The sequence below is a fragment of the Pseudomonas sp. GD04058 genome (genome assembly GCF_029836855.1).
In the GTDB taxonomy this organism is placed as follows: Bacteria; Pseudomonadota; Gammaproteobacteria; order Pseudomonadales; family Pseudomonadaceae; genus Aquipseudomonas; species Aquipseudomonas bharatica.
Map to the genome: position 1 here is coordinate 157882 of NZ_JAOECN010000011.1, position 17820 is coordinate 175701.

Annotated in this window: 16 protein-coding genes and 1 pseudogene; 5 read left to right on the forward strand and 12 right to left on the reverse strand. The window is 65.5% G+C overall.

The annotated features are described in order from the left end of the window. Positions 1-7: 7 nt before the first annotated feature. The 3 genes from N7650_RS12520 to N7650_RS12530 form a co-directional block, all read right to left on the reverse strand. Positions 8-316 (reverse strand): hypothetical protein, encoded by a 309-nt coding sequence (locus N7650_RS12520; protein WP_279898453.1) that lies wholly within the window; start codon positions 314-316, stop codon positions 8-10. Between the two features lie 216 nt (positions 317-532). Further along, on the reverse strand, positions 533-967 hold the full coding sequence (locus N7650_RS12525) for a DoxX family protein (RefSeq protein WP_279898454.1): 435 nt from the start codon (positions 965-967) through the stop codon (positions 533-535). A 106-nt stretch (positions 968-1073) separates the two neighbouring features. Beyond that, complete coding sequence (locus tag N7650_RS12530; protein WP_279898455.1) at positions 1074-2501, reverse strand: transglycosylase SLT domain-containing protein; 1428 nt, start codon at positions 2499-2501, stop codon at positions 1074-1076. Positions 2502-2665: 164 nt separating this feature from the next. Between N7650_RS12530 and N7650_RS12535 the strand changes: the two genes are divergently transcribed. From N7650_RS12535 to N7650_RS12545, 3 genes and pseudogenes are all read left to right on the forward strand, one after another. Then, positions 2666-3472, forward strand: coding sequence for a TatD family hydrolase (locus N7650_RS12535; protein ID WP_279898456.1), 807 nt, complete (start codon positions 2666-2668; stop codon positions 3470-3472). 95 nt (positions 3473-3567) lie between these two features. Then, a complete protein-coding gene (locus tag N7650_RS12540; RefSeq protein WP_279898457.1) occupies positions 3568-5046 on the forward strand; it encodes a methyl-accepting chemotaxis protein in 1479 nt (492 codons plus the stop codon). A 222-nt stretch (positions 5047-5268) separates the two neighbouring features. Next, positions 5269-5439, forward strand: a pseudogene (locus N7650_RS12545) (terminase); the annotation flags it as partial. Positions 5440-5451: 12 nt separating this feature from the next. Here N7650_RS12545 and N7650_RS12550 read toward each other — a convergent pair. The 3 genes from N7650_RS12550 to N7650_RS12560 all read right to left on the reverse strand — a co-directional run bounded on the left by N7650_RS12550 (position 5452) and on the right by N7650_RS12560 (position 7396). Then, entirely contained in the window at positions 5452-6249 is a 798-nt protein-coding gene (locus N7650_RS12550; protein WP_009394463.1) for a thioesterase family protein, read from the reverse strand. Between the two features lie 85 nt (positions 6250-6334). Next, positions 6335-7102: a CHAD domain-containing protein gene (locus tag N7650_RS12555; protein ID WP_279898458.1), complete on the reverse strand. Its 768-nt coding sequence runs from the start codon at positions 7100-7102 to the stop codon at positions 6335-6337. Between the two features lie 15 nt (positions 7103-7117). Beyond that, positions 7118-7396, reverse strand: a complete 279-nt coding sequence (locus N7650_RS12560) for a hypothetical protein (RefSeq protein WP_009394459.1) — start codon at positions 7394-7396, stop codon at positions 7118-7120. A gap of 154 nt (positions 7397-7550) precedes the next feature. On the opposite strand from N7650_RS12560, the gene N7650_RS12565 reads away from it, so the two are divergent. Further along, positions 7551-8603, forward strand: a complete 1053-nt coding sequence (locus tag N7650_RS12565; RefSeq protein ID WP_009394457.1) for a patatin-like phospholipase family protein — start codon at positions 7551-7553, stop codon at positions 8601-8603. Positions 8604-8768: 165 nt separating this feature from the next. Here N7650_RS12565 and N7650_RS12570 read toward each other — a convergent pair whose 3' ends face one another. From N7650_RS12570 to kdpF, 6 genes are read right to left on the reverse strand one after another with little or no spacing between them, the layout of a single operon-like run. After that, on the reverse strand, positions 8769-9467 hold the full coding sequence (locus N7650_RS12570; RefSeq protein WP_279898459.1) for a response regulator: 699 nt from the start codon (positions 9465-9467) through the stop codon (positions 8769-8771). After that, positions 9464-12118, reverse strand: a complete 2655-nt coding sequence (locus N7650_RS12575) for a sensor histidine kinase KdpD (protein ID WP_279898460.1) — start codon at positions 12116-12118, stop codon at positions 9464-9466. Before N7650_RS12575 ends, N7650_RS12570 begins: the two co-directional genes overlap by 4 nt. Positions 12119-12133: 15 nt before the next feature. After that, a complete protein-coding gene (gene kdpC, locus N7650_RS12580; protein WP_009394450.1) occupies positions 12134-12694 on the reverse strand; it encodes a potassium-transporting ATPase subunit KdpC in 561 nt (186 codons plus the stop codon). Positions 12695-12710: 16 nt separating this feature from the next. Beyond that, the gene (gene kdpB / locus N7650_RS12585) at positions 12711-14765 is read right to left on the reverse strand and encodes a potassium-transporting ATPase subunit KdpB (protein ID WP_279898461.1); all 2055 of its coding nucleotides are present in this window, start codon (positions 14763-14765) and stop codon (positions 12711-12713) included. Beyond that, positions 14762-16471: a potassium-transporting ATPase subunit KdpA gene (gene kdpA, locus N7650_RS12590; protein WP_279898463.1), complete on the reverse strand. Its 1710-nt coding sequence runs from the start codon at positions 16469-16471 to the stop codon at positions 14762-14764. The genes kdpB and kdpA overlap by 4 nt, the downstream gene beginning before the upstream one ends. 9 nt (positions 16472-16480) lie before the next feature. Next, complete coding sequence (kdpF, locus tag N7650_RS12595; RefSeq protein ID WP_037058438.1) at positions 16481-16570, reverse strand: K(+)-transporting ATPase subunit F; 90 nt, start codon at positions 16568-16570, stop codon at positions 16481-16483. A gap of 365 nt (positions 16571-16935) precedes the next feature. Between kdpF and N7650_RS12600 the strand changes: the two genes are divergently transcribed. Next, the gene (locus tag N7650_RS12600; protein ID WP_279898465.1) at positions 16936-17721 is read left to right on the forward strand and encodes a sulfite exporter TauE/SafE family protein; all 786 of its coding nucleotides are present in this window, start codon (positions 16936-16938) and stop codon (positions 17719-17721) included. Positions 17722-17820: the final 99 nt, after the last annotated feature.

Sequence of the window (17820 nt, forward strand, 5' to 3'; positions counted from 1 at the left end):
GAAGATTTCAGCCCCGGGTAATCAACCCCTGCCGCGCAATCCGGGTCAATTGCCCGATCACCTCTGCCGCCCGCTCCTTGCTCGGCGCCTGGACCACGGCCAGGTCGAAGCGGTCATCGGCGAATTCCGCCAGCGACGTTTCCAGGTCGACGAACTGAATCAGCAAGGCAGTCGCGCGGCCCTTGCGGCGCGGCCAGCCATCGAGGAAGCGAACCAGGGTCGGTTGGTGCGGGCCACTCAGCAGCACCCGTGGGGTACGCGCCGACTGGCTGGAAGAAAGAGGGGTCAGGCAGACACTGGAACGTGGGCAACTCATGGAGTCATATTCTCCGCCTCGCAGATCCCGCTGGGCTGCGGTGGGAGGCATCACCGAACCAGCGTTTTAGCGGTATTCGGATCACCTTTGGGGCTCTCCCGCGCCCCGCAAGTAGCTGTTTAAATCGGCGCAGGTGGGCATCCTAGAGAAGCCGCCAGCGGACTGTCAACTCAAGCAATGACAAAGGGCCTGCATGGCAGGCCCTTTTCGTTGACTTCAGCTTTTTGCAATCGCCGCGTCCAGCGAGGCCCGGCCAGCCCCCTCGAACAGCACCGCAATTGCGCCGCCCAGCAGGGCCAGGGCGAATTCGTAGCCGTTGTTGGACATGAACAGCCCGTTGTTGATGTGCACCGACAGGATCGCCACCACCAGCAGACCGATCAGTGCCACCGCCGCCGGCCGCGCTAGCAAACCGATGACCAGCGCCAGGCCGCCGAAGAATTCCGCGCCACCGGACAGCACCGCCATCGGCATCGCCGGCGTCAGGCCCAGGCTTTCCATGAACTGCGCGGTACCCGCCAGGCCGCCCCCGCCGAACAGGCCGAAGAGTTTCTGCGAGCCGTGGGCCATGAAGATGATGCCGACGATGATGCGCAGGATGGTCATGCCCCAGCCAGCGCGGGTGGTCATTACGGAGAAGATGGCGTTCATTGCGGTGTTCCTTAGCAAGGTGCGTTGGGTTTGGATGGCGCCATAATAATCATATTATTCAATATGAAAATCGCAATTAATCCATCATAAAGATCGAACAAATAGATTATTTGCGACCTTTCACCTTGTCGTTCCGGGAGGACTCCAGCGCCTCCCGCTCCCGGTCGAAGGCCAGGAAGTACTTGTTGACGCTATTAACATAGCTGACCGGCCCCATTCCCACCTGCTCCAGGGCAACCCGCTCGACCTGGAAGAACCATTGGTTCTGGTTCAGGCCGCGCCGCCGCGCCTCGGCGCGCATCGCCTGGACCCGCTCCGGCCCGAGGTTATAGGCGGCCAGGACGAAGGCCATGCGCTCGCGCTCGTTAAGCTGGTTGCTGGAGAAGAACTTGCGACGGATCAACGACATGTAGCGCGCACTGGCCTGGACATTGCCCTCCACGCTGCTGATATCGCTGACACCCACGCGCTGCGCTGCGCTCGGGGTGATCTGCATCAGGCCGTGGGCACCGCCGGCACCACGGGCGCCAGGATTGAGCGAGGACTCCTTGAAGGCCACGGCGGCAAGGTTGAGCCAGTCGAGGTTCTGCGCCTCGGCGTGCTTTTGCAGCACCGGGCGCAATTTGTCGAGGCGCTGGCGATTGGCCTTGGCCAGCGGGTAATGCACCTTGTACAGGCGCCGGTAGATGCGTTCGAAGTTCACATCCTGGTCGGCCGGCGCGCGGTAGTCCTGGAGAAAACGGTCGACGCTGGCATGCAGCATCACCGCCTCGCGGCGCATGAACCAGTGTGTCGATTCCGGCGCGGCCAGGCTGATCCTGCTGTGGATCTGCAGCTTGGGCATGACCTTGCGCCAGCGCTCGGCGATGGGCTGCTCGACCACCGTCAGCGGCAGGATGCCACCCTGCACCATCTCCAGTACGTCCTCCGTCGCCAGGCTCGGGTCGATCCACTCGATCCTGATCGGCGCGTGCTTGCGCAAGGCCAGGCGCTGGTTGATCTCATGCAGGGTATCGCCGGCGGCACTGCCGGCCGGCAAGGCCAGGGTATGTCCGGAAAGCTGCTCGATCCGGCTGTAGCTGCGCTCGCCCCTGCGCCCCACCAGCACCAGTGGCACCTGGGCCAGCACCGGATCGCTGGCACTCACGCCCCGCGTGGAAACCGGATCGAGCAGCTCGCCCGGCGCCACCAGGTCGCCCTCGCCACGCTGCAAGGCAGGGACCAGTTGCTCCTTGGCCTTGGGGATCAGCTTCAGGCGGATCTCCTCGCCATCACGGGCGCGGGCGTTGAGGTAGTGCTCGAAAGCACGCAGGCGGTAATACTCGATACCGTATGGCTGGCCCTTGACCTCGCCGGAGCTGTTGCGGCTCTGGTTGACCAGCACCCGCAGTTCGCGGCTGGCGCGGATCTGCGCCAGGTCGCGATCCTTGTTGCCGGTGCCAACCACCTGGGGCGGACCGGCCACCCGCGCGCTTGCCGGCCCTGCAACGAGCAGCCCGGTGAACAGCAGGATCATCAGCAAAGCTCGGGACATCCGGACTCCTGGAACAGGCCGTGATGGCATGCGTGGCGGCACACTATGCAGCGGGCTCATTACAATTGACCGCAAATGACCACGACAACCTGTTGAAGTTCTTGTGTTTGTTGTTATTTTCGAGCCTTTCAGCGCGTATCAGCCGCGAAATTCGAGGTAGCACCATGCAACTCATCGACATCGGCGTCAATCTCACCAACGCCAGTTTTGCCGGGATTCACCAGGATGTATTGGAGCGCGCCGAGGCCGCCGGGGTGCGGCAAATGCTGCTGACCGGTACCAGCCTGGCCGGCAGCAGCGAGGCGCTGGAGCTGTGCCAGCGCCTCGACACCGACGGCCAGCGCCTGTTCTCTACGGCCGGCGTGCACCCGCACGACGCCAGCCAGTGGAACGCCGAAAGCCCGCGCCGGTTGCGCCAGTTGCTGGAGCAGCCACGGGTACAGGCGGTGGGTGAATGTGGACTGGACTTCAATCGCGATTTCTCGCCTCGCCCGCAACAGGAAAAGGCCCTGGAAGATCAGTTGGCCCTGGCCGTGGAGTTGCAGATGCCGGTGTTCCTCCACGAGCGCGACGCCAGCGAGCGCCTGTTGCAGATCCTCAAGGACTACCGGGACCACCTCGTCGCCGCCGTGGTGCATTGTTTCACCGGCGAGCGCGAGGCGCTGTTCGCCTATCTGGACCTGGACCTGCACATCGGCATCACTGGCTGGATCTGCGACGAGCGTCGCGGCACCCACCTGCACGGCCTGGTCGGCAACATCCCCGAAGGCCGGCTGATGCTGGAAAGCGACGCGCCCTACCTGTTGCCGCGCAGCCTGCGGCCAAAACCGAAGAACGGTCGCAACGAGCCGGCATACCTGCCGGAGGTACTGCGCGAAGTGGCCCGGCACCGCGGCGAGTCCGAGGCCCATCTCGCAGCACATACAACCCTGTGTGCCCGACGCTTCTTCAACCTCCCGGAGCTGGCTTGACACATATCAAGATCTATTGCTGATTAGTCGCCCAGAATGCTGGCACCTTGCCAAAAAACTTTCCGCTCAAACGCTTAACTCAGAGAAGACCTACCATGGGTGCCTGGCTTAGCAACATCTCCCTGAAATACAAGTTCTGGGCTGTCAACGCGGTCGCCTTCGTTACCACCCTGTTCCTGGTGTTGTACGCGGTATTCCTCGAACAGCAGGCCCGGGTCGATGAAGCCCACGACCGTGCGGTAGCCGAAGCCAGGTTGCTCGCCGCCTGGCCCGCCGGGCAGGCCCTGCCCCAGGCGCCGCATATCGTGGCCTTTGCACCCGGCCAGACGCCCAGCTACCAGGGGCAGCCTGTCGCGGCCCTGGCCGATGCCAGCGGCTGGGTCAGTATCGAACCCTACGCCGTGTTCGGCGAAGCGCCGCTGGCCGGAGCCCAGGTGATCAGCCGCGACGGCCAGCGGGTCGCCGTGCTGGCACCGGCCCCGAGCTTCATGCAGGTCTATAGCGACCGCTTCGGCAACTACGCGGTATGCGTGTTGATCCTGATGCTGGCGATGCTCTGCGCCTCGCAGTTGCTGATCCGCTTCCTGCTGGCCCAGCTCAACACCCTCAAGGATGTGATCCTGCATGTCGAGAAGACCGGCGACCTGTCGGCACGGGTGCCGCTGTCCTGCGGTGACGAAGTCGGCCAGATGGCCAGTGCCTTCAACGCCATGCAGACGACCTACCACCGCGTGGTCAATACGGTCGCGGTGACCGCCGCGCAACTGGACTCCGGCGCCGCGCGCCTGGCAGCGAGCATGAGCGACGTGCGCCACGGCATGCTCGGCCAGCAGAGCGAGACCGACCAGGCCGCCACGGCGATCAACGAGATGTCCGCGACCGTCTACCACATCGCCCAGCATGCCGGCGCCACCCGCGACCTGTCGCAGACCGCCGACACCCTGGCCGGCAGCGGCAAGGACGTGGTCAGCCGGGTGCAGACTTCCATTGCCGGGCTGTCCAGCGGCGTGCAGCAGACCGCCGAGATGATTCGTCAACTGGCCGAAGACAGCCAGAAAATCAATGGCGTGGTCAACGTGATCCACAGCATCGCCGAGCAGACCAACCTGCTCGCCCTTAACGCCGCCATCGAAGCGGCGCGGGCCGGCGATCTGGGGCGTGGTTTCGCCGTGGTCGCCGATGAAGTGCGCAACCTGGCCAAGCGCGTGCAGTCGTCCACCGACGAGATCACCGAGATGGTATCGGCCCTGCAGGCCGGCACCCGCGACGCGGTAGAGTTCATGACCGAGAGCTCGTTCAAGGCCGACGACTGCGTCAAGCAGGCCCAGGAAGCCGGCGAGGCCCTGGCGGAAATCACCGCGGCGGTAGCGCAGATGCGCGAAAGCAATACGCAGATTGCCGTGGCGGCGGAGCAGCAGAGCCAGGTGGCGGAAGAGATGAACCGCGCGGTGGTGAGCATTCGCGATGTGACCGAGGATACGGTGCAGCAGACGGTGTCGTCGGCGACCACCAGCAGTGAGCTGGCGACCCTGGCCGGGGAACTGAACAAGGTGATCGGGCAGTTGAAGCTGTAGGGAATTCAAGGGCCTCATCGCTGGCAAGCCAGCTCCCACAGGATCGCATGCACCGCTGGACCTGTGGGAGCTGGCTTGCCAGCGATGAGGCCCTCAAGCGCACAGCTATCCCCCCGATCAATCCCCTCAATTGGCCCTGCCTACAACCCGCAACTACTCTTCTGACATGCCCAAGCGAAAAGTCAGAGGAGTCACCCCATGAACACCCACCTGCCGCACGACCTTATTGCCGCCCCGCTGTTCATCATTGGCGCGCTGCTGGTGCTCTCGGGGTTGTTCAGCCTGGATCCGGGGCAGATCGCCGTGGGTGCGATCTTCGTGATGGCGAGCGTTGGCCTTTACCGCAAAGGCCATTACCCCGAGGCTGGACAGTCCAAGCCGTTCAGCCACCGCCATCATTGACCGTCAGGCAAACACCGTCACTGTCTGCCGGCTGAGCGCCAGCAACTCGCCCGCCGCGTTCCACATGGCCGCTGCGGTATGTCCGTAACCATCACGGGAATGCTCGACATCGGCGCAGTACTGGCACCAGTCCAGGGTACTCAAGCTGGCCACCGGCTGGACGAACTCGATGGTCCAGGTCAGGGTGCTGCCCGCCGCCGGCTTGTTCAGGTACGGCAGGGTCGCTGGCGGCCAGGCATCGCACAGGGCCAGCAGGTGGGCCTCGGTCACCGGTTCCTCCACCGCGTCACGCAAGCGCACCCAGCCGCCCATCTGCCGCCCCGGCTTGTTGGTAAACGGCATGTTGCCGATTCCCCAGCGCATGGCCAGGAAGCGGATGTATTCCGGGGTCACGCCTGGAATGTAGGGCATTTCCGGGCTGGACTCGGCCAGGCTCTTCATCTGCACTGCCGGCAGCGCCGGAATGTCGATCACCGAACTGCGCCCGGCGCCGAAGCTGCCCTGGACGATGGTCACCGTCTGGCCATTCTGGACCGCACGCCCCAATAGCGAACTGACCGCCTTGCCTTCGCGCAGCGGCTCCACCTCGAAGCTGATGGGTACATTGGGTTCGGCCGGACCGACGAAGGTGATCGCCAGGGAACGCACCGGACGCTCAGGCGAGACCCGGGCGTGCATGGCCTCGTACACCAGCGCCGCCATCAGGCCGCCGAAACAGGCACGCCCCTGGGCCCACTCGGCGGGAATCACCACCTCTTGCGGACGCTGGCGGACGGCGGTGAGCAGTTGGGAAAAATTCATGCGGACCTCGTCCTGCGGAAAAGTCCTACGATCTTAAGAGCAGAACGGGACGCCGAGCAGGCCACATAACTGCCAAATCAGCGGCCTATCGCTCGTCGATATGCTTGAGCAGGCGCGCCACGGTCTTGTCGGCCTTGCGCTCGGCCTCCAGTCTTTGCTCCTGCCACTGCGCAACCAGGGGCGCCAGGTCGGCCTGCTTTTCGGCCTGGGTCAGCCATTGCAGGAGGTCGTGCCAATGGCCAAGGTCGTCCTGGGCGTTCTTGAGTTCGCTGCGCATCGACTTGCCGATCCGGCTCAGCTTCGGATACGCCTCGGCGCCATAGCGCGCACGCTTGATCAGCAGGCGCAGGCGATGCCGGTCATGGTCCGGCTCGTGCACGGCTTCGACGATTTTTTTCCATTGCTTGTCCAGGCGCTTCTCGATGCGCTTGCCAAGGTCCGGCACCAGTTTCTGCCGCTCGATCGCCCTCAGGAAACCTGGGAAAGCGTCGAGCACGGCCAGCAGCTTGTACATTTGCGGGCTGGCTGCCACCGAGGCGAACACCTCGCCCTCCCCGGCGAGCCGGCGCTGCGCAGCCGCGCCCATGTCGCGCTGGAACAGCTGTTCGGCCAGCACCTCGCGGTCGCGCAGCGGCGTGGTCATATCGCCGATGGCCTTGGCCGCGTTTTCCAGATGATCGACCCCGGGCAGCCCGCGCAAAGGCCGCAGCAGGCTGCGCAAGCGCCGCACCGTGGTGCGCAGGTCATGGAGCGCCTCGCTGTCGGTATTCTCGGCAAGACGCGCCTGGCACGCCATCAAGCGCACCTGCAAGCCCAGGACCTCGGCAACAACGTGATCGAACATCTTCGACATGACCTACCTCACGACTCAGCGTCCTGCACGGGACTCACGAATATAGAAACGAGCCTTTTCCGCCTTTTTGGTGCACCCCTCGAAGGCTTCGAACTGTTGCTGGGTCTTGGCCCCGGTCAGCAGCGACAGGGCCTTGGAGTAGCTGACGGTGCCGGCGAAGCCTTCGGCCTTGGCCAGGTCCAGTTCCTTCCAGGCGGCGTCGAGCTGGGAGCCGCAACTGTCGCGATAGGCCGTCTTGCCCGCGCAGCCAGCCAGGGCCAGAACGATCAGGGGCAGGGTTATCCAGGCTTTCATCGGGTGTTACCTCAAGGGAAATGATCAATCAGGTTGGCCTGTTCGACGGCTTTGCCACGGAAAAGTGCCATCACCAGCGTAGACCAGCGCTGCCGGTGATTGAAGCGAAGCGTTGAACAGGCGCATTGTTACCGTACATGACGGGGGACGCAGCATGAAGAAGCGCGTGGCACTGGTATTGGGCTCGGGCGGTGCCCGGGGGTATGCGCATATCGGCGTGATCGAAGAACTGGAACGGCGCGGCTACGAGATCGCCTGCATCGCCGGCTGCTCCATGGGCGCGGTGATCGGCGGGATCTACGCCGCCGGCAAGCTGGAGGAATACCGCAACTGGATCGAAAGCCTCGATTACCTGGATGTCCTGCGCCTGGTGGATGTGAGTTTCCGCCTTGGCGCCATCCGCGGGGAAAAGGTCTTCGGGCAGATCCGCAAGATCGTCGGCGAGATCAACATCGAGCAGTTGCGCATTCCCTACACGGCGGTGGCCACCGACCTCACCAACCAGCAGGAAATCTGGTTCCAGGAAGGCTGCCTGCACCAGGCCATGCGCGCCTCGGCGGCGATCCCCAGCCTGTTCACCCCGGTGGTCCAGGGCAACCGCACGCTGGTCGATGGCGGCATTCTCAATCCGCTGCCGATCATTCCGGTGGTGTCCAGTCATTGCGACCTGATCGTCGCCGTCAACCTCAACGCCACCAACCAGAAGCAGTACACCTTGCCGGTGATAGAACGGCCGGCGGCGTTCAAGCTGCGTTTCGACAGCCTGATCAGCTCGCTGGGCTCGCACCTGCCGTTCCGGCGCAAGCAGGCGGAGGCGTTGCTGGGGCTGGAGAAGGAACTGGAACAGGAACTGGCAGCAGAGGCCGTGGAGGTGCCCAATCCGTGGCTGGCCGACGCTGCCAGCCCCAGGGCCCAGCAACCTTCGGCGGCGCCGGAAAGCGATGGTGCGCCAAAGTCGGCGACCGGCTCGTTCATCGTCGACAACGTGGGGCCGGCGTCATTGCTGGACTTGATCAACCAGAGTTTCGAGGTGATGCAGACGTCCCTGGCGCAGTACAAGATCGCCGGGTATCCGCCGGATGTGCTGGTCAACGTGCCGAAGCGGGTGTGCCGGTTCTTCGAGTTCTACAAGGCGCCGGAACTGATCGCCCTGGGCCGGGAGATCGCGCGGGATACGCTGGATAACCATGAGGCGGAGAAACGCTGACAGAGCCGGATTTTCCGCTGGCAGCTGGCCCTATCGCTGGCAAGCCAGCTCCCACAGGTCCAGCGGTGCACGCAATACCTCTAGAAGAACAGCAGGAATCCCACAGGAACTGCATGCACCGCAGCCCCTGTGGGAGCTGGCTTGCCAGCGATAGGGCCCGAAAGATCACAGGGAATCCTGCCCGATCAACCGATACCCCACCCCCGGCTCGGTGATAATGAACCTCGGCGCCGTCGGGTCGTCGCCGAGTTTCTGCCGCACATGCGCCACCACGATGCGCAGGTAGTGACTGTCCTCCACATGGGTCGGCCCCCAGATGTCCTTGAGCAACTGTTGCTGGGTGATTACCCGCCCTGGATGCCGCGCCAGTTGCGCCAGCAGCGCGTATTCCTTGCGGGTCAGCGCCACTTCCGCGCCGTCCAGGGTCACACGGCGGTAGGCCAGGTCCACCGTCAACGGCCCGAGGCTCAACGCGGCCTCTGGCGCAGTGGCCTGCGGCACCTGGCGCAACAACGCGCGCACCCGCGCCAGGAATTCCTGGATGCCGAACGGCTTGGTCACGTAGTCGTTGGCCCCGCCATCCAGCGCCTGGACCTTCTGCGCTTCGCTGGCGCGCACCGACAAGACCATCACCGGCACCGCGCTCCATTCGCGCAGCTCGCGCAGTACCTGCTGGCCATCCATGTCCGGCAGCCCGAGGTCGAGCACCACCAGGTCCGGCCGCGACAAGGCGGCATGGCGCAGGCCCTCGGCGCCGGTACCCGCCTCCAGCACCTTGTAGCCCTGGGACGCCAGGCTGATGCGCAGGAACTTGCGGATCTGCGGCTCGTCGTCGATGACCAGCACGGTCGCGGTCTGGCTCATGGGGTTTCGCTGTCCAGTGGGGGTTGGGCCGGAAGCGGCAAGCATAGAGTGATGCAGGTGCCGCGGCCAGCCAGGCCGTCTTCGACGCGAATATGCCCGCCATGGGCACCGACCATGCCGCGACAGATCGCCAGGCCCAGCCCCGTGCCCTGCCCGCCGCGATCACCCCGGGCGGCGGTGTAGAACATATCGAAGATGCGCTCGCGGTCCGCCTCGGCGATGCCGGGCCCCTCGTCCGCCACGGCGAAGCACAGTTGCGCGTCCTCGACGGTCACGCGCAATTCCAGGTGCCCCTCGGCCGGCGAGAAGCGCGCCGCATTCTCCAGCACGTTGATCAGCGCCTGTTCGATCAGCGCCGCATGCACATACAGCAGCGGCAATTCGGCAGGCACCTCGGTGCGCAACTGCAAGGGCGCCAGCACCACCCGCAGGCGGTTCAGCGCACTGCCGACGATATCCGCCGGGGCCACCCAGTCCCGCGCCAGCTTGAGGCCGCCGTGGCCAAGGCGGGTCATGTCCAGCAGGTTCTGGATATAGCGGTCCAGGCGCTCGGCTTCATCGCGGGTGCCTTCCAGCAGTTCACGGCGATCCTCGGCCGGGATTGCATCGCCCAGGGCCAACAGGCTGTCGATGCTGCCGCGCATGGCGGTGAGCGGAGTGCGCAGGTCGTGGGACACCGAGGCGAGCAAGGCGCTGCGCAATTGTTCGGTTTCGCCGTGCAGGCGCGCCGACTCCAGTTGCTCGGCCAGTTTCGCCCGGGCCAGGGCCTGGGCCAGCGGCTGGCTCAGGGACTTGAGCAAACGCCGGCGCTGGGCCGGCAATTGCCCGTCGTCCCGGGCCCGCACGCCCAGCAAGGCCAGCGGGCCCTCATCCACCGACAACGGCCACCACCACCAGCGTCCGTTGGGCAGGGTGTCGCTGCCCTGCCCCGCTTCCTGCTCGTGTTGCCAGGCCCATTCGGCGGCAGCGCGTTCGTTGTCGCTGAACTGCAGTTCACCACCAAAGGCCACCTGCAAGCGCCCTTCGGCATCGCGCTCAAGCAGACAAGCCTGCACCTGCGGCCAGTTTTCCAGATGCTGGCCGGCGGCGCTGAACACCGCCTGGCGATCAGTGGCGGCGGTGAGCCGACGGGTCAGATCGAGCAGTTGCCCGGTCTGCTCCTGGGTCTCGCGCAAGGCCTTCAATTGCCGACGCTGCCGCGCGGCGAGATTGCCGGTAAGCACCGCCATCAACAGGAAGAACAGCGAGGTCAGCACATCCTCTTCACGCTGGATGGCGAAGGAGAAGTTCGGCGGAATGAACAGGAAGTCATAGGCGAGGAACGACAGCACCGCGCAGGCCAGCGCCGGGCCGATGCTACTGCGCACCGCCACCAGCAGCACGGCGGCGAGGAACACCAGGGAGATGTTCGGCAAGTCCATGACCCGTGCTACGGCCCAGGCCAGGCCGCTGGCAAGCAAGGTCGCGGCCACGGCCAGCGCGTAGTGGCGCCAGGCCCAGTCAGCGGCACGCACTGCACGCGCCGGCTCGGGCTGCTCGTCACGGTCGAGGACATTGATCTCCAGGCCATGGGATTCGCGCAGCAAGCGCGTGGCGACCCCGGCGCCGAACAGGCGTCGGCGCAGGCGATCACGCGACTGCCCGACCAGCACCAGGCTGGCACGGCGCTCGCCAGCGTGCTGGATCAGCGTACGCGCCACTTCCCCGGCACGCAGCAGCACCACCTCGCCGCCCAGGCGCTCGGCCAGTTGCTGCGCCGCTTGCAGGCGCTGCCGGGCCGTCTCGTCGCGCAGCTTGCCGTTGTCCACATGCACCAGGCTCCATGGCAAGTGGCGGCGCTGCGCCACGCGGCTGGCATGGCGCACCAGGCGTTCGGCCTGGGCATCGCCATCCACACCGACCAGCAGGCGCCCGCGCAGGGCCGGGGCGTCCTGGCCGAGGCGGCGATAGCCGTGGGCCAGGTCGGCATCCACCTGGGCCGCCGCCGTCTGCATCGCCAGCTCGCGCAGGGCGGTGAGGTTGGTCTGGGTGAAGAAAGCATCGATCGCCGCCCGCGCCTGCTCCGGCACATAGACCTTGCCATCGCGCAGGCGCTCCAGCAGCTCCCGCGGCGGCAGGTCGATCAGCACCAGCTCGAAGGCTTCCTGCAGCACCCAGTCCGGCAGAGTCTCGCGTACCTGTACGCCGGTGATGCCGCGCACATGGTCGTTGAGACTTTCCAGATGCTGCACGTTGACCGTGGTGTAGACGTCGATCCCGGCCGCCAGCAGCTCCTGCACGTCCTGCCAGCGCTTGGCATGGCGGCTGCCGGGGGCATTGCTGTGGGCCAGTTCATCCACCAGCGCCAGCTCGGGCACAGCCTTGAGCAGGCCATCCAGGTCCATTTCCTCGAGCGTTACGCCACGGTACTCCGAGCGCAACAACGGCTGCTGGGCGATACCCCCGAGCAGCGCCTCGGTCTCGCTGCGGCCATGGGTTTCCACCACCCCGGCCAGCACCCGCACGCCGTGGCGCAGGCGGGCGTGGGCGGCCTGGAGCATGGCGTAGGTCTTGCCCACGCCCGGCGCCGCCCCGAGAAACACCTTGAGCCGGCCGCGCCCCTGGCGCGGCAGCTCGGCCAACAACGCATCGGCGCGCTGGGAATCACTCATGGTCGGATCAGGTCCTTATTTCGGCAGTGGCGCAAGGCGGTCGAGGGCGGCGTTCAGGGCGAGGATATTTACCACTGGCGGGCCGACCAGAGGTTGCAGGGTGGCTTGCTCCACCAGTCCTTGCAATGCCTGCTGCGGGATTTGTCGGGCCGCTGCCACGCGGGCCAGTTGATAGGCCACCGCCTCGGGCGGCAGATGCGGATCGAGACCGCTGCCGGACGTAGTCAGCAGGGCCTGCGGCACCGGCCCCTGCGCCGCGCTGAACAGCATGCCGGCGCTGTCGCCGATACGCTTGGCCAGGGCCGGATTGCTCGGCGCCAGGTTGCTCGCACCGCTGGACACGGTTGCGTAGTCCGCCGCCGACGGCCGCGCCTGGAACCAGGCCTCGCCGCTGAACGGCTGGGCCAGCAGGCGCGAACCGCGCACCTGGCCCTGGTCGTCGCGCAGCAGGCTGCCATTGGCCTGTTCGGGGAAGGCCACCTGGGCGATGCCGGTGACCGCCAGCGGATAGACCACGCCGGTCACCAGGGTCATCAGCAACAGCAGGCTCAGGGCCGGGCGAAGATGGGTCGTCATGTTCATGTCCTCGAATTCACACCAGTTGCAGGGCGTTGAGCAGCAGGTCGATCAGCTTGATCCCGGCGAAGGGCACCAGCAGCCCGCCCAGCCCGTAGATCAGCAGGTTGCGGCGCAGCAGATGGGCGGCGCTGGCGGCCTTGACCCGTACCCCGCGCAGCGCCAGGGGAATCAGCACGACGATGATCAGCGCGTTGAACACGATCGCCGAGACAATGGCGCTCTGCGGGCTGGCCAGTTGCATCAGGTTGAGCACGCCAAGCTGCGGATAGATCGCGGCGAACAGCGCCGGCAGGATGGCGAAATACTTGGCCACGTCGTTGGCGATGGAAAAGGTGGTCAGCGCACCGCGGGTCACCAGCAGTTCCTTGCCCACCTGCACCACGTCCAGCAGCTTGGTCGGGTCGCTGTCGAGGTCGACCATGTTGGCCGCCTCGCGGGCCGCCTGGGTGCCGTCGTTCATGGCCATGCCGACGTCCGCCTGGGCCAGGGCCGGAGCGTCGTTGGCACCGTCCCCGCACATGGCGACCAGGCGGCCTTCGTCCTGTTCCTGGCGGATCCGCGCCAGCTTCTTCTCTGGCGTGGCTTCGGCAAGCACATCATCCACACCGGCCTCGGCAGCGATGGCGGCGGCGGTCAGCGGGTTGTCGCCAGTGACCATCACGGTGCGGATGCCCAGCTTGCGCAGTTCGGCGAAGCGCTCGCGGATCCCCGGCTTGACCACGTCCTTGAGATGGATCACGCCGAGCAGGCGCTTGTCGACGCAGACCAGCAACGGCGTGCCGCCGCTCTGGGCGATCTTGTCCACTTCCCGGGCCAGGGCCGGCGGCAGGTCGAGGCGCTGCATGCCGACGAAGGCCAGCACCGAATCCACCGCACCCTTGCGGTAACGACGAGGCCCGAGGTCGATCCCCGAGAGACGGGTTTCGGCACTGAAGGCCACTGGCTGGAACTGCCCGGCGACCGGCTCGACGAAGTCATGCAACTGGCGCAGGTATTCGACTATGGACTTGCCTTCGGCGGTGTCGTCGGCCAGTGAAGCGTACAAGGCACCCTCGCCCAGCTCCTTGGCGGTAATGCCCGGTGCGGCGAACACCGCGCTGCAACGGCGGTTGCCGAAGGTGATGGTGCCGGTCTTGTCGAGCATCAGCACGTGCACATCGCCCGCCGCTTCCACGGCGCGGCCGGAACGGGCGATCACATTGAGGCGCACCAGGCGGTCCATGCCGGCGATGCCGATGGCCGAGAGCAGGCCGCCGATGGTGGTGGGGATCAGCGTCACCAGCAGCGCCACGAGGAACACCGTGGGGATCGCCCCGCCGGCGAAGTGGGCGAACGGCTGCAGGGTCACCACCACGATCAGGAAGATCAGGGTCAGGCCGATCAGCAGGATATCCAGGGCGATCTCGTTGGGGGTTTTCTGGCGCTTGGCGCCTTCCACCAGGGCGATCATGCGGTCAAGGGTCGACTCGCCGGGGTTGCTGCTGATGCGCACCAGCAGCCAGTCGGAGACCAGGCGGGTACTGCCGGTCACCGCCGAGCGATCGCCACCGGACTCGCGGATCACCGGCGCGGATTCACCGGTAATCGCCGCCTCGTTGACCGCAGCGATGCCTTCGATCACCTCGCCGTCGCCGGGGATCATCTCGCCGGCTTCGACCCGCACCACATCGCCCTTGCGCAGGACGGTGGCGGCGACCACTTCGAAGCTGCCGGACGCCGTGCGACGGCGTGCGGTCAGGCCCTGGCTGCCGGCCTTGAGGCTATCGGCACGGGCCTTGCCACGGCCCTCGGCCAGGGCTTCGGCAAAGTTGGCGAAGAGCACGGTGAACCACAGCCACAGGGCGATCTGCAGCGCCACGCCGATCGGCACCTGGTTATCGGGCAGCAGGCACAGCAGCGTGGTGAAGATCGCGGTCAGTTCCACCACCAGCATCACCGGGGCGCGCTTGAGCTGGCGCGGGTCGAGCTTGACGAACGCTTGCACCAGCGCCGGCCGCCACAGGGCGGCGAAGGACGTTTGTGCGGTGCTGGCTGGTGCCGTTTTCACATCGCGAAGCGGCATGTTCATGGGGTGACTCCTTGCAAGGCCAGGCTCAGGTGTTCGGCGATCGGGCCCAGGGCCAGCGCCGGGAGGAAGGTCAGGCCACCGACCAGCAGGATGGTGACCACCAGCAGGGTGACGAACAGCGGACCATGGGTGGGGAAGCTGGCCTGCCCTACCGGGGCGGTCTTCTTCAGCGCCAGGCTGCCGGCCAGGGCAAGGACCGGGAGGATGTAGCCGAAGCGCCCGATCAACATGCCAAGGCCGGTCATCAGGTTATGGAAGGTGGTGTTGGCGCCCAGGCCGGCGAAGGCCGAACCGTTGTTGGCGCTGGCCGAGGTGTAGGCATAGAGCAACTGGCTGAACCCATGGGCGCCGGGGTTGCTGATGCTTGCGGCCGGCCCGGGCAACGCGGTGGCCAGGGCGCCGAGGATCAGCACGCCGACCGGCATCACCAGCAGGGTCGCCACCAGCAGTTGCACCTCCCGCGCCTGGAGCTTCTTGCCGAGGTATTCGGGGGTGCGGCCGATCATCAGGCCGGCGAGGAACACCGCGATCAGCACGTTCAGCAGCATGCCGTAGAGCCCGGCACCGACGCCGCCGAAAATCACCTCGCCGACCATCATGTTGACCAGCGCGACCATGCCGGTCAGCGGGTTGAGGCTGTCGTGCATGGCATTGACCGAGCCGTTGGAGGCGGCGGTGGTGGTCACCGTCCAGAGCACGCTGCCGGTGGTGCCGAAGCGGCTTTCCTTGCCTTCCAGGGGCGCGCTTTGCTCGACCTGCGGATTGCTCAGCGCCGGGTTGGGCTGGTACTCGGCCCACAGCGCGGTGGCGCCGCCGACCAGGAACAGGGCGAGCATGCCGGCGATGATCGCCCGGCTTTGGCGCATGTCCTTGACGTAATGGCCGAAGGTGAAGACCAGGGCCACCGGGATCAGGATGATCGACACCACTTCGAACAGGTTCGACCAGGCCGTCGGGTTCTCGAACGGGTGGGCCGAGTTGACGCCGAAGAAGCCGCCGCCGTTGGTGCCCAGTTGCTTGATGGCGATCTGGCTGGCGGCCGGGCCGAGGGGAATCACCTGGTCGGCGCCTTGCAGGGTGACCGCATGCACGTAATCGCTGAAGGTCTGCGGCACGCCCTGCCACACCAGGATCAGCGCCAGCACCAGGCACAGCGGCAGCAGGCCATAGAGGGTGGCGCGGGTCATGTCCACCCAGAAGTTGCCCAGGGTGCCGGCGCTGCGCCGGGCGATACCGCGGCATAGCGCGACCAGCACGGCCAGGCCGGTGGCGGCGCTGACGAAGTTCTGCACGGTCAGGCCGAGCATCTGGCTCAGGTAACTGAGCGAGGCTTCGCCGCTATAGGACTGCCAGTTGGTGTTGGTCATGAAGCTGACCGCAGTATTGAACGCCAACGACCATTCCTGGCCGGGCAGGTGTTGCGGGTTCAGCGGCAGGTAGGCCTGCAGGCGCAGCACGGCGAAGAGCAACAGGAAGCCGGCCAGGTTGAAGACCAGCAAGGCCAGGGCGTACTGCTTCCAGTTCTGTTCCTGCCGGGTATCGACCCCGGCGATGCGGTAGCAGCCTCGTTCTACCGGGCCGAGCACCGGGCTCAGCCAGGTGCGCTGGCCCTCCATCACCTTGTAGTAGAAGCGCCCGAGCCAGGGTGCCGGCAGCAGCACCAGGGCGAAGAAGGCCAGGAGCAATGCGTAATCGTAACTGTGCATGGCCGCTCCCTAGCCGCGATCGGCGCGCAGCAGCGCGACCATCAGGTACACCAACAACGCCACTGCCAGCAGCAGTGACACCCCGTCCAGAATGCTCATGAGAAATCTCCGTTCGGCGGCGGCTGCCGCGTAGGGAAATTCTCTGGCGCAGGGGCGTAAAGGGACGAGATTGGCGTAGGCCTTGGCGCATAAAGATTTCGTAAAAAGCCCGGGATTTGCAGTGTTCTCCAGGGCCTCATCGCTGGCAAGCCAGCTCCCACACCGCTAACCCTGTGGGAGCTGGCTTGCCAGCGATGAGGCCCTCAAGAGCAACAAAAAATGCATCTGACACATACCCGAGACGACTTCAATGCATAGGTCGAATCGATATCGGTTATAAGCTAATTCGATACAAATATATTTGGGCATAAAAACATCCGTTATGCTGCGCCCGCCCCGTCGATCTAGAGCGTGTCAGGTAACGTATGGATGTTGGTTCGTTTGGTTTCACCATTGCAGGTCTGGTTGTAGGTTTCATCGTCGGCATGACCGGCGTCGGCGGCGGTTCGCTGATGACCCCGATCCTCCTCTGGTTCGGCATCAACCCTGCTACCGCGGTCGGCACCGACCTGCTCTACGCCGCCATCACCAAGGCCAGTGGCGTCTGGGTCCATGGCAAGCAGAAAAACATCGACTGGGCCATCACCGGCTGGCTGGCCCTGGGCAGCGTGCCTGCGGCAGCGGCGACCCTGTGGTTCCTCAGCACCTTGAACACCGACACCGCCGCGCTCAACGCCATCATCAAGCAGGGCCTGGCGGTGGTGCTGATCCTCACGGCGCTGGCGATCCTCTTCAAATCCCGGCTCCAGGCCTTTGCCAACAAGCATGCCGGCGACCGTTATCACCTGAGCGGGCGCACGCTCAACACCCTGACCGTGATCACGGGTGTAGTGCTGGGCGTGATGGTTTCGCTGACCTCCATCGGCGCCGGCGCCCTGGGGACCGTGGCGCTGTTCCTGCTGTACCCGTTCCTGGTCACCCGGCGCCTGGTCGGCACCGAGATCGCTCACGCCGTACCGCTGACCCTGGTCGCTGGGTTGGGGCATGCGAGCATGGGCAACATGGACTGGTCGCTGCTGGGGTATCTGCTGCTGGGGTCGTTGCCGGGGATCTATATCGGCAGCCATCTGACCGGGAAGATTTCGGATGCGGTGTTGCGGCCTTGCCTGGCGGGGATGTTGTTCTTGATTGGGTATAAGTTGGCGTTCTGATCGACACGCAAGTGGAGCACACGTAAATCCAGTGCGCGACGCGGACCCTGTGGGAGCTGGCTTGCCAGCGATAGCGATGGTGGATCCACCACCGCAATC

Coding starts and splice junctions, on each gene's coding strand:
- kdpA (WP_279898463.1), bottom strand. CDS start 16,471: ATGCACAGTTACGATTACGCATTGCTCCTGGCCTTCTTCGCCCTGGTG.
- N7650_RS12560 (WP_009394459.1), bottom strand. CDS start 7,396: ATGAAAGCCTGGATAACCCTGCCCCTGATCGTTCTGGCCCTGGCTGGC.
- N7650_RS12575 (WP_279898460.1), bottom strand. CDS start 12,118: ATGAGTGATTCCCAGCGCGCCGATGCGTTGTTGGCCGAGCTGCCGCGC.
- kdpF (WP_037058438.1), bottom strand. CDS start 16,570: ATGAGCATTCTGGACGGGGTGTCACTGCTGCTGGCAGTGGCGTTGTTG.
- N7650_RS12540 (WP_279898457.1), top strand. CDS start 3,568: ATGGGTGCCTGGCTTAGCAACATCTCCCTGAAATACAAGTTCTGGGCT.
- N7650_RS12520 (WP_279898453.1), bottom strand. CDS start 316: ATGAGTTGCCCACGTTCCAGTGTCTGCCTGACCCCTCTTTCTTCCAGC.
- kdpC (WP_009394450.1), bottom strand. CDS start 12,694: ATGACGACCCATCTTCGCCCGGCCCTGAGCCTGCTGTTGCTGATGACC.
- N7650_RS12600 (WP_279898465.1), top strand. CDS start 16,936: ATGGATGTTGGTTCGTTTGGTTTCACCATTGCAGGTCTGGTTGTAGGT.
- N7650_RS12535 (WP_279898456.1), top strand. CDS start 2,666: ATGCAACTCATCGACATCGGCGTCAATCTCACCAACGCCAGTTTTGCC.
- N7650_RS12570 (WP_279898459.1), bottom strand. CDS start 9,467: ATGAGCCAGACCGCGACCGTGCTGGTCATCGACGACGAGCCGCAGATC.
- N7650_RS12555 (WP_279898458.1), bottom strand. CDS start 7,102: ATGTCGAAGATGTTCGATCACGTTGTTGCCGAGGTCCTGGGCTTGCAG.
- N7650_RS12530 (WP_279898455.1), bottom strand. CDS start 2,501: ATGTCCCGAGCTTTGCTGATGATCCTGCTGTTCACCGGGCTGCTCGTT.
- N7650_RS12550 (WP_009394463.1), bottom strand. CDS start 6,249: ATGAATTTTTCCCAACTGCTCACCGCCGTCCGCCAGCGTCCGCAAGAG.
- N7650_RS12565 (WP_009394457.1), top strand. CDS start 7,551: ATGAAGAAGCGCGTGGCACTGGTATTGGGCTCGGGCGGTGCCCGGGGG.
- N7650_RS12525 (WP_279898454.1), bottom strand. CDS start 967: ATGAACGCCATCTTCTCCGTAATGACCACCCGCGCTGGCTGGGGCATG.
- kdpB (WP_279898461.1), bottom strand. CDS start 14,765: ATGAACATGCCGCTTCGCGATGTGAAAACGGCACCAGCCAGCACCGCA.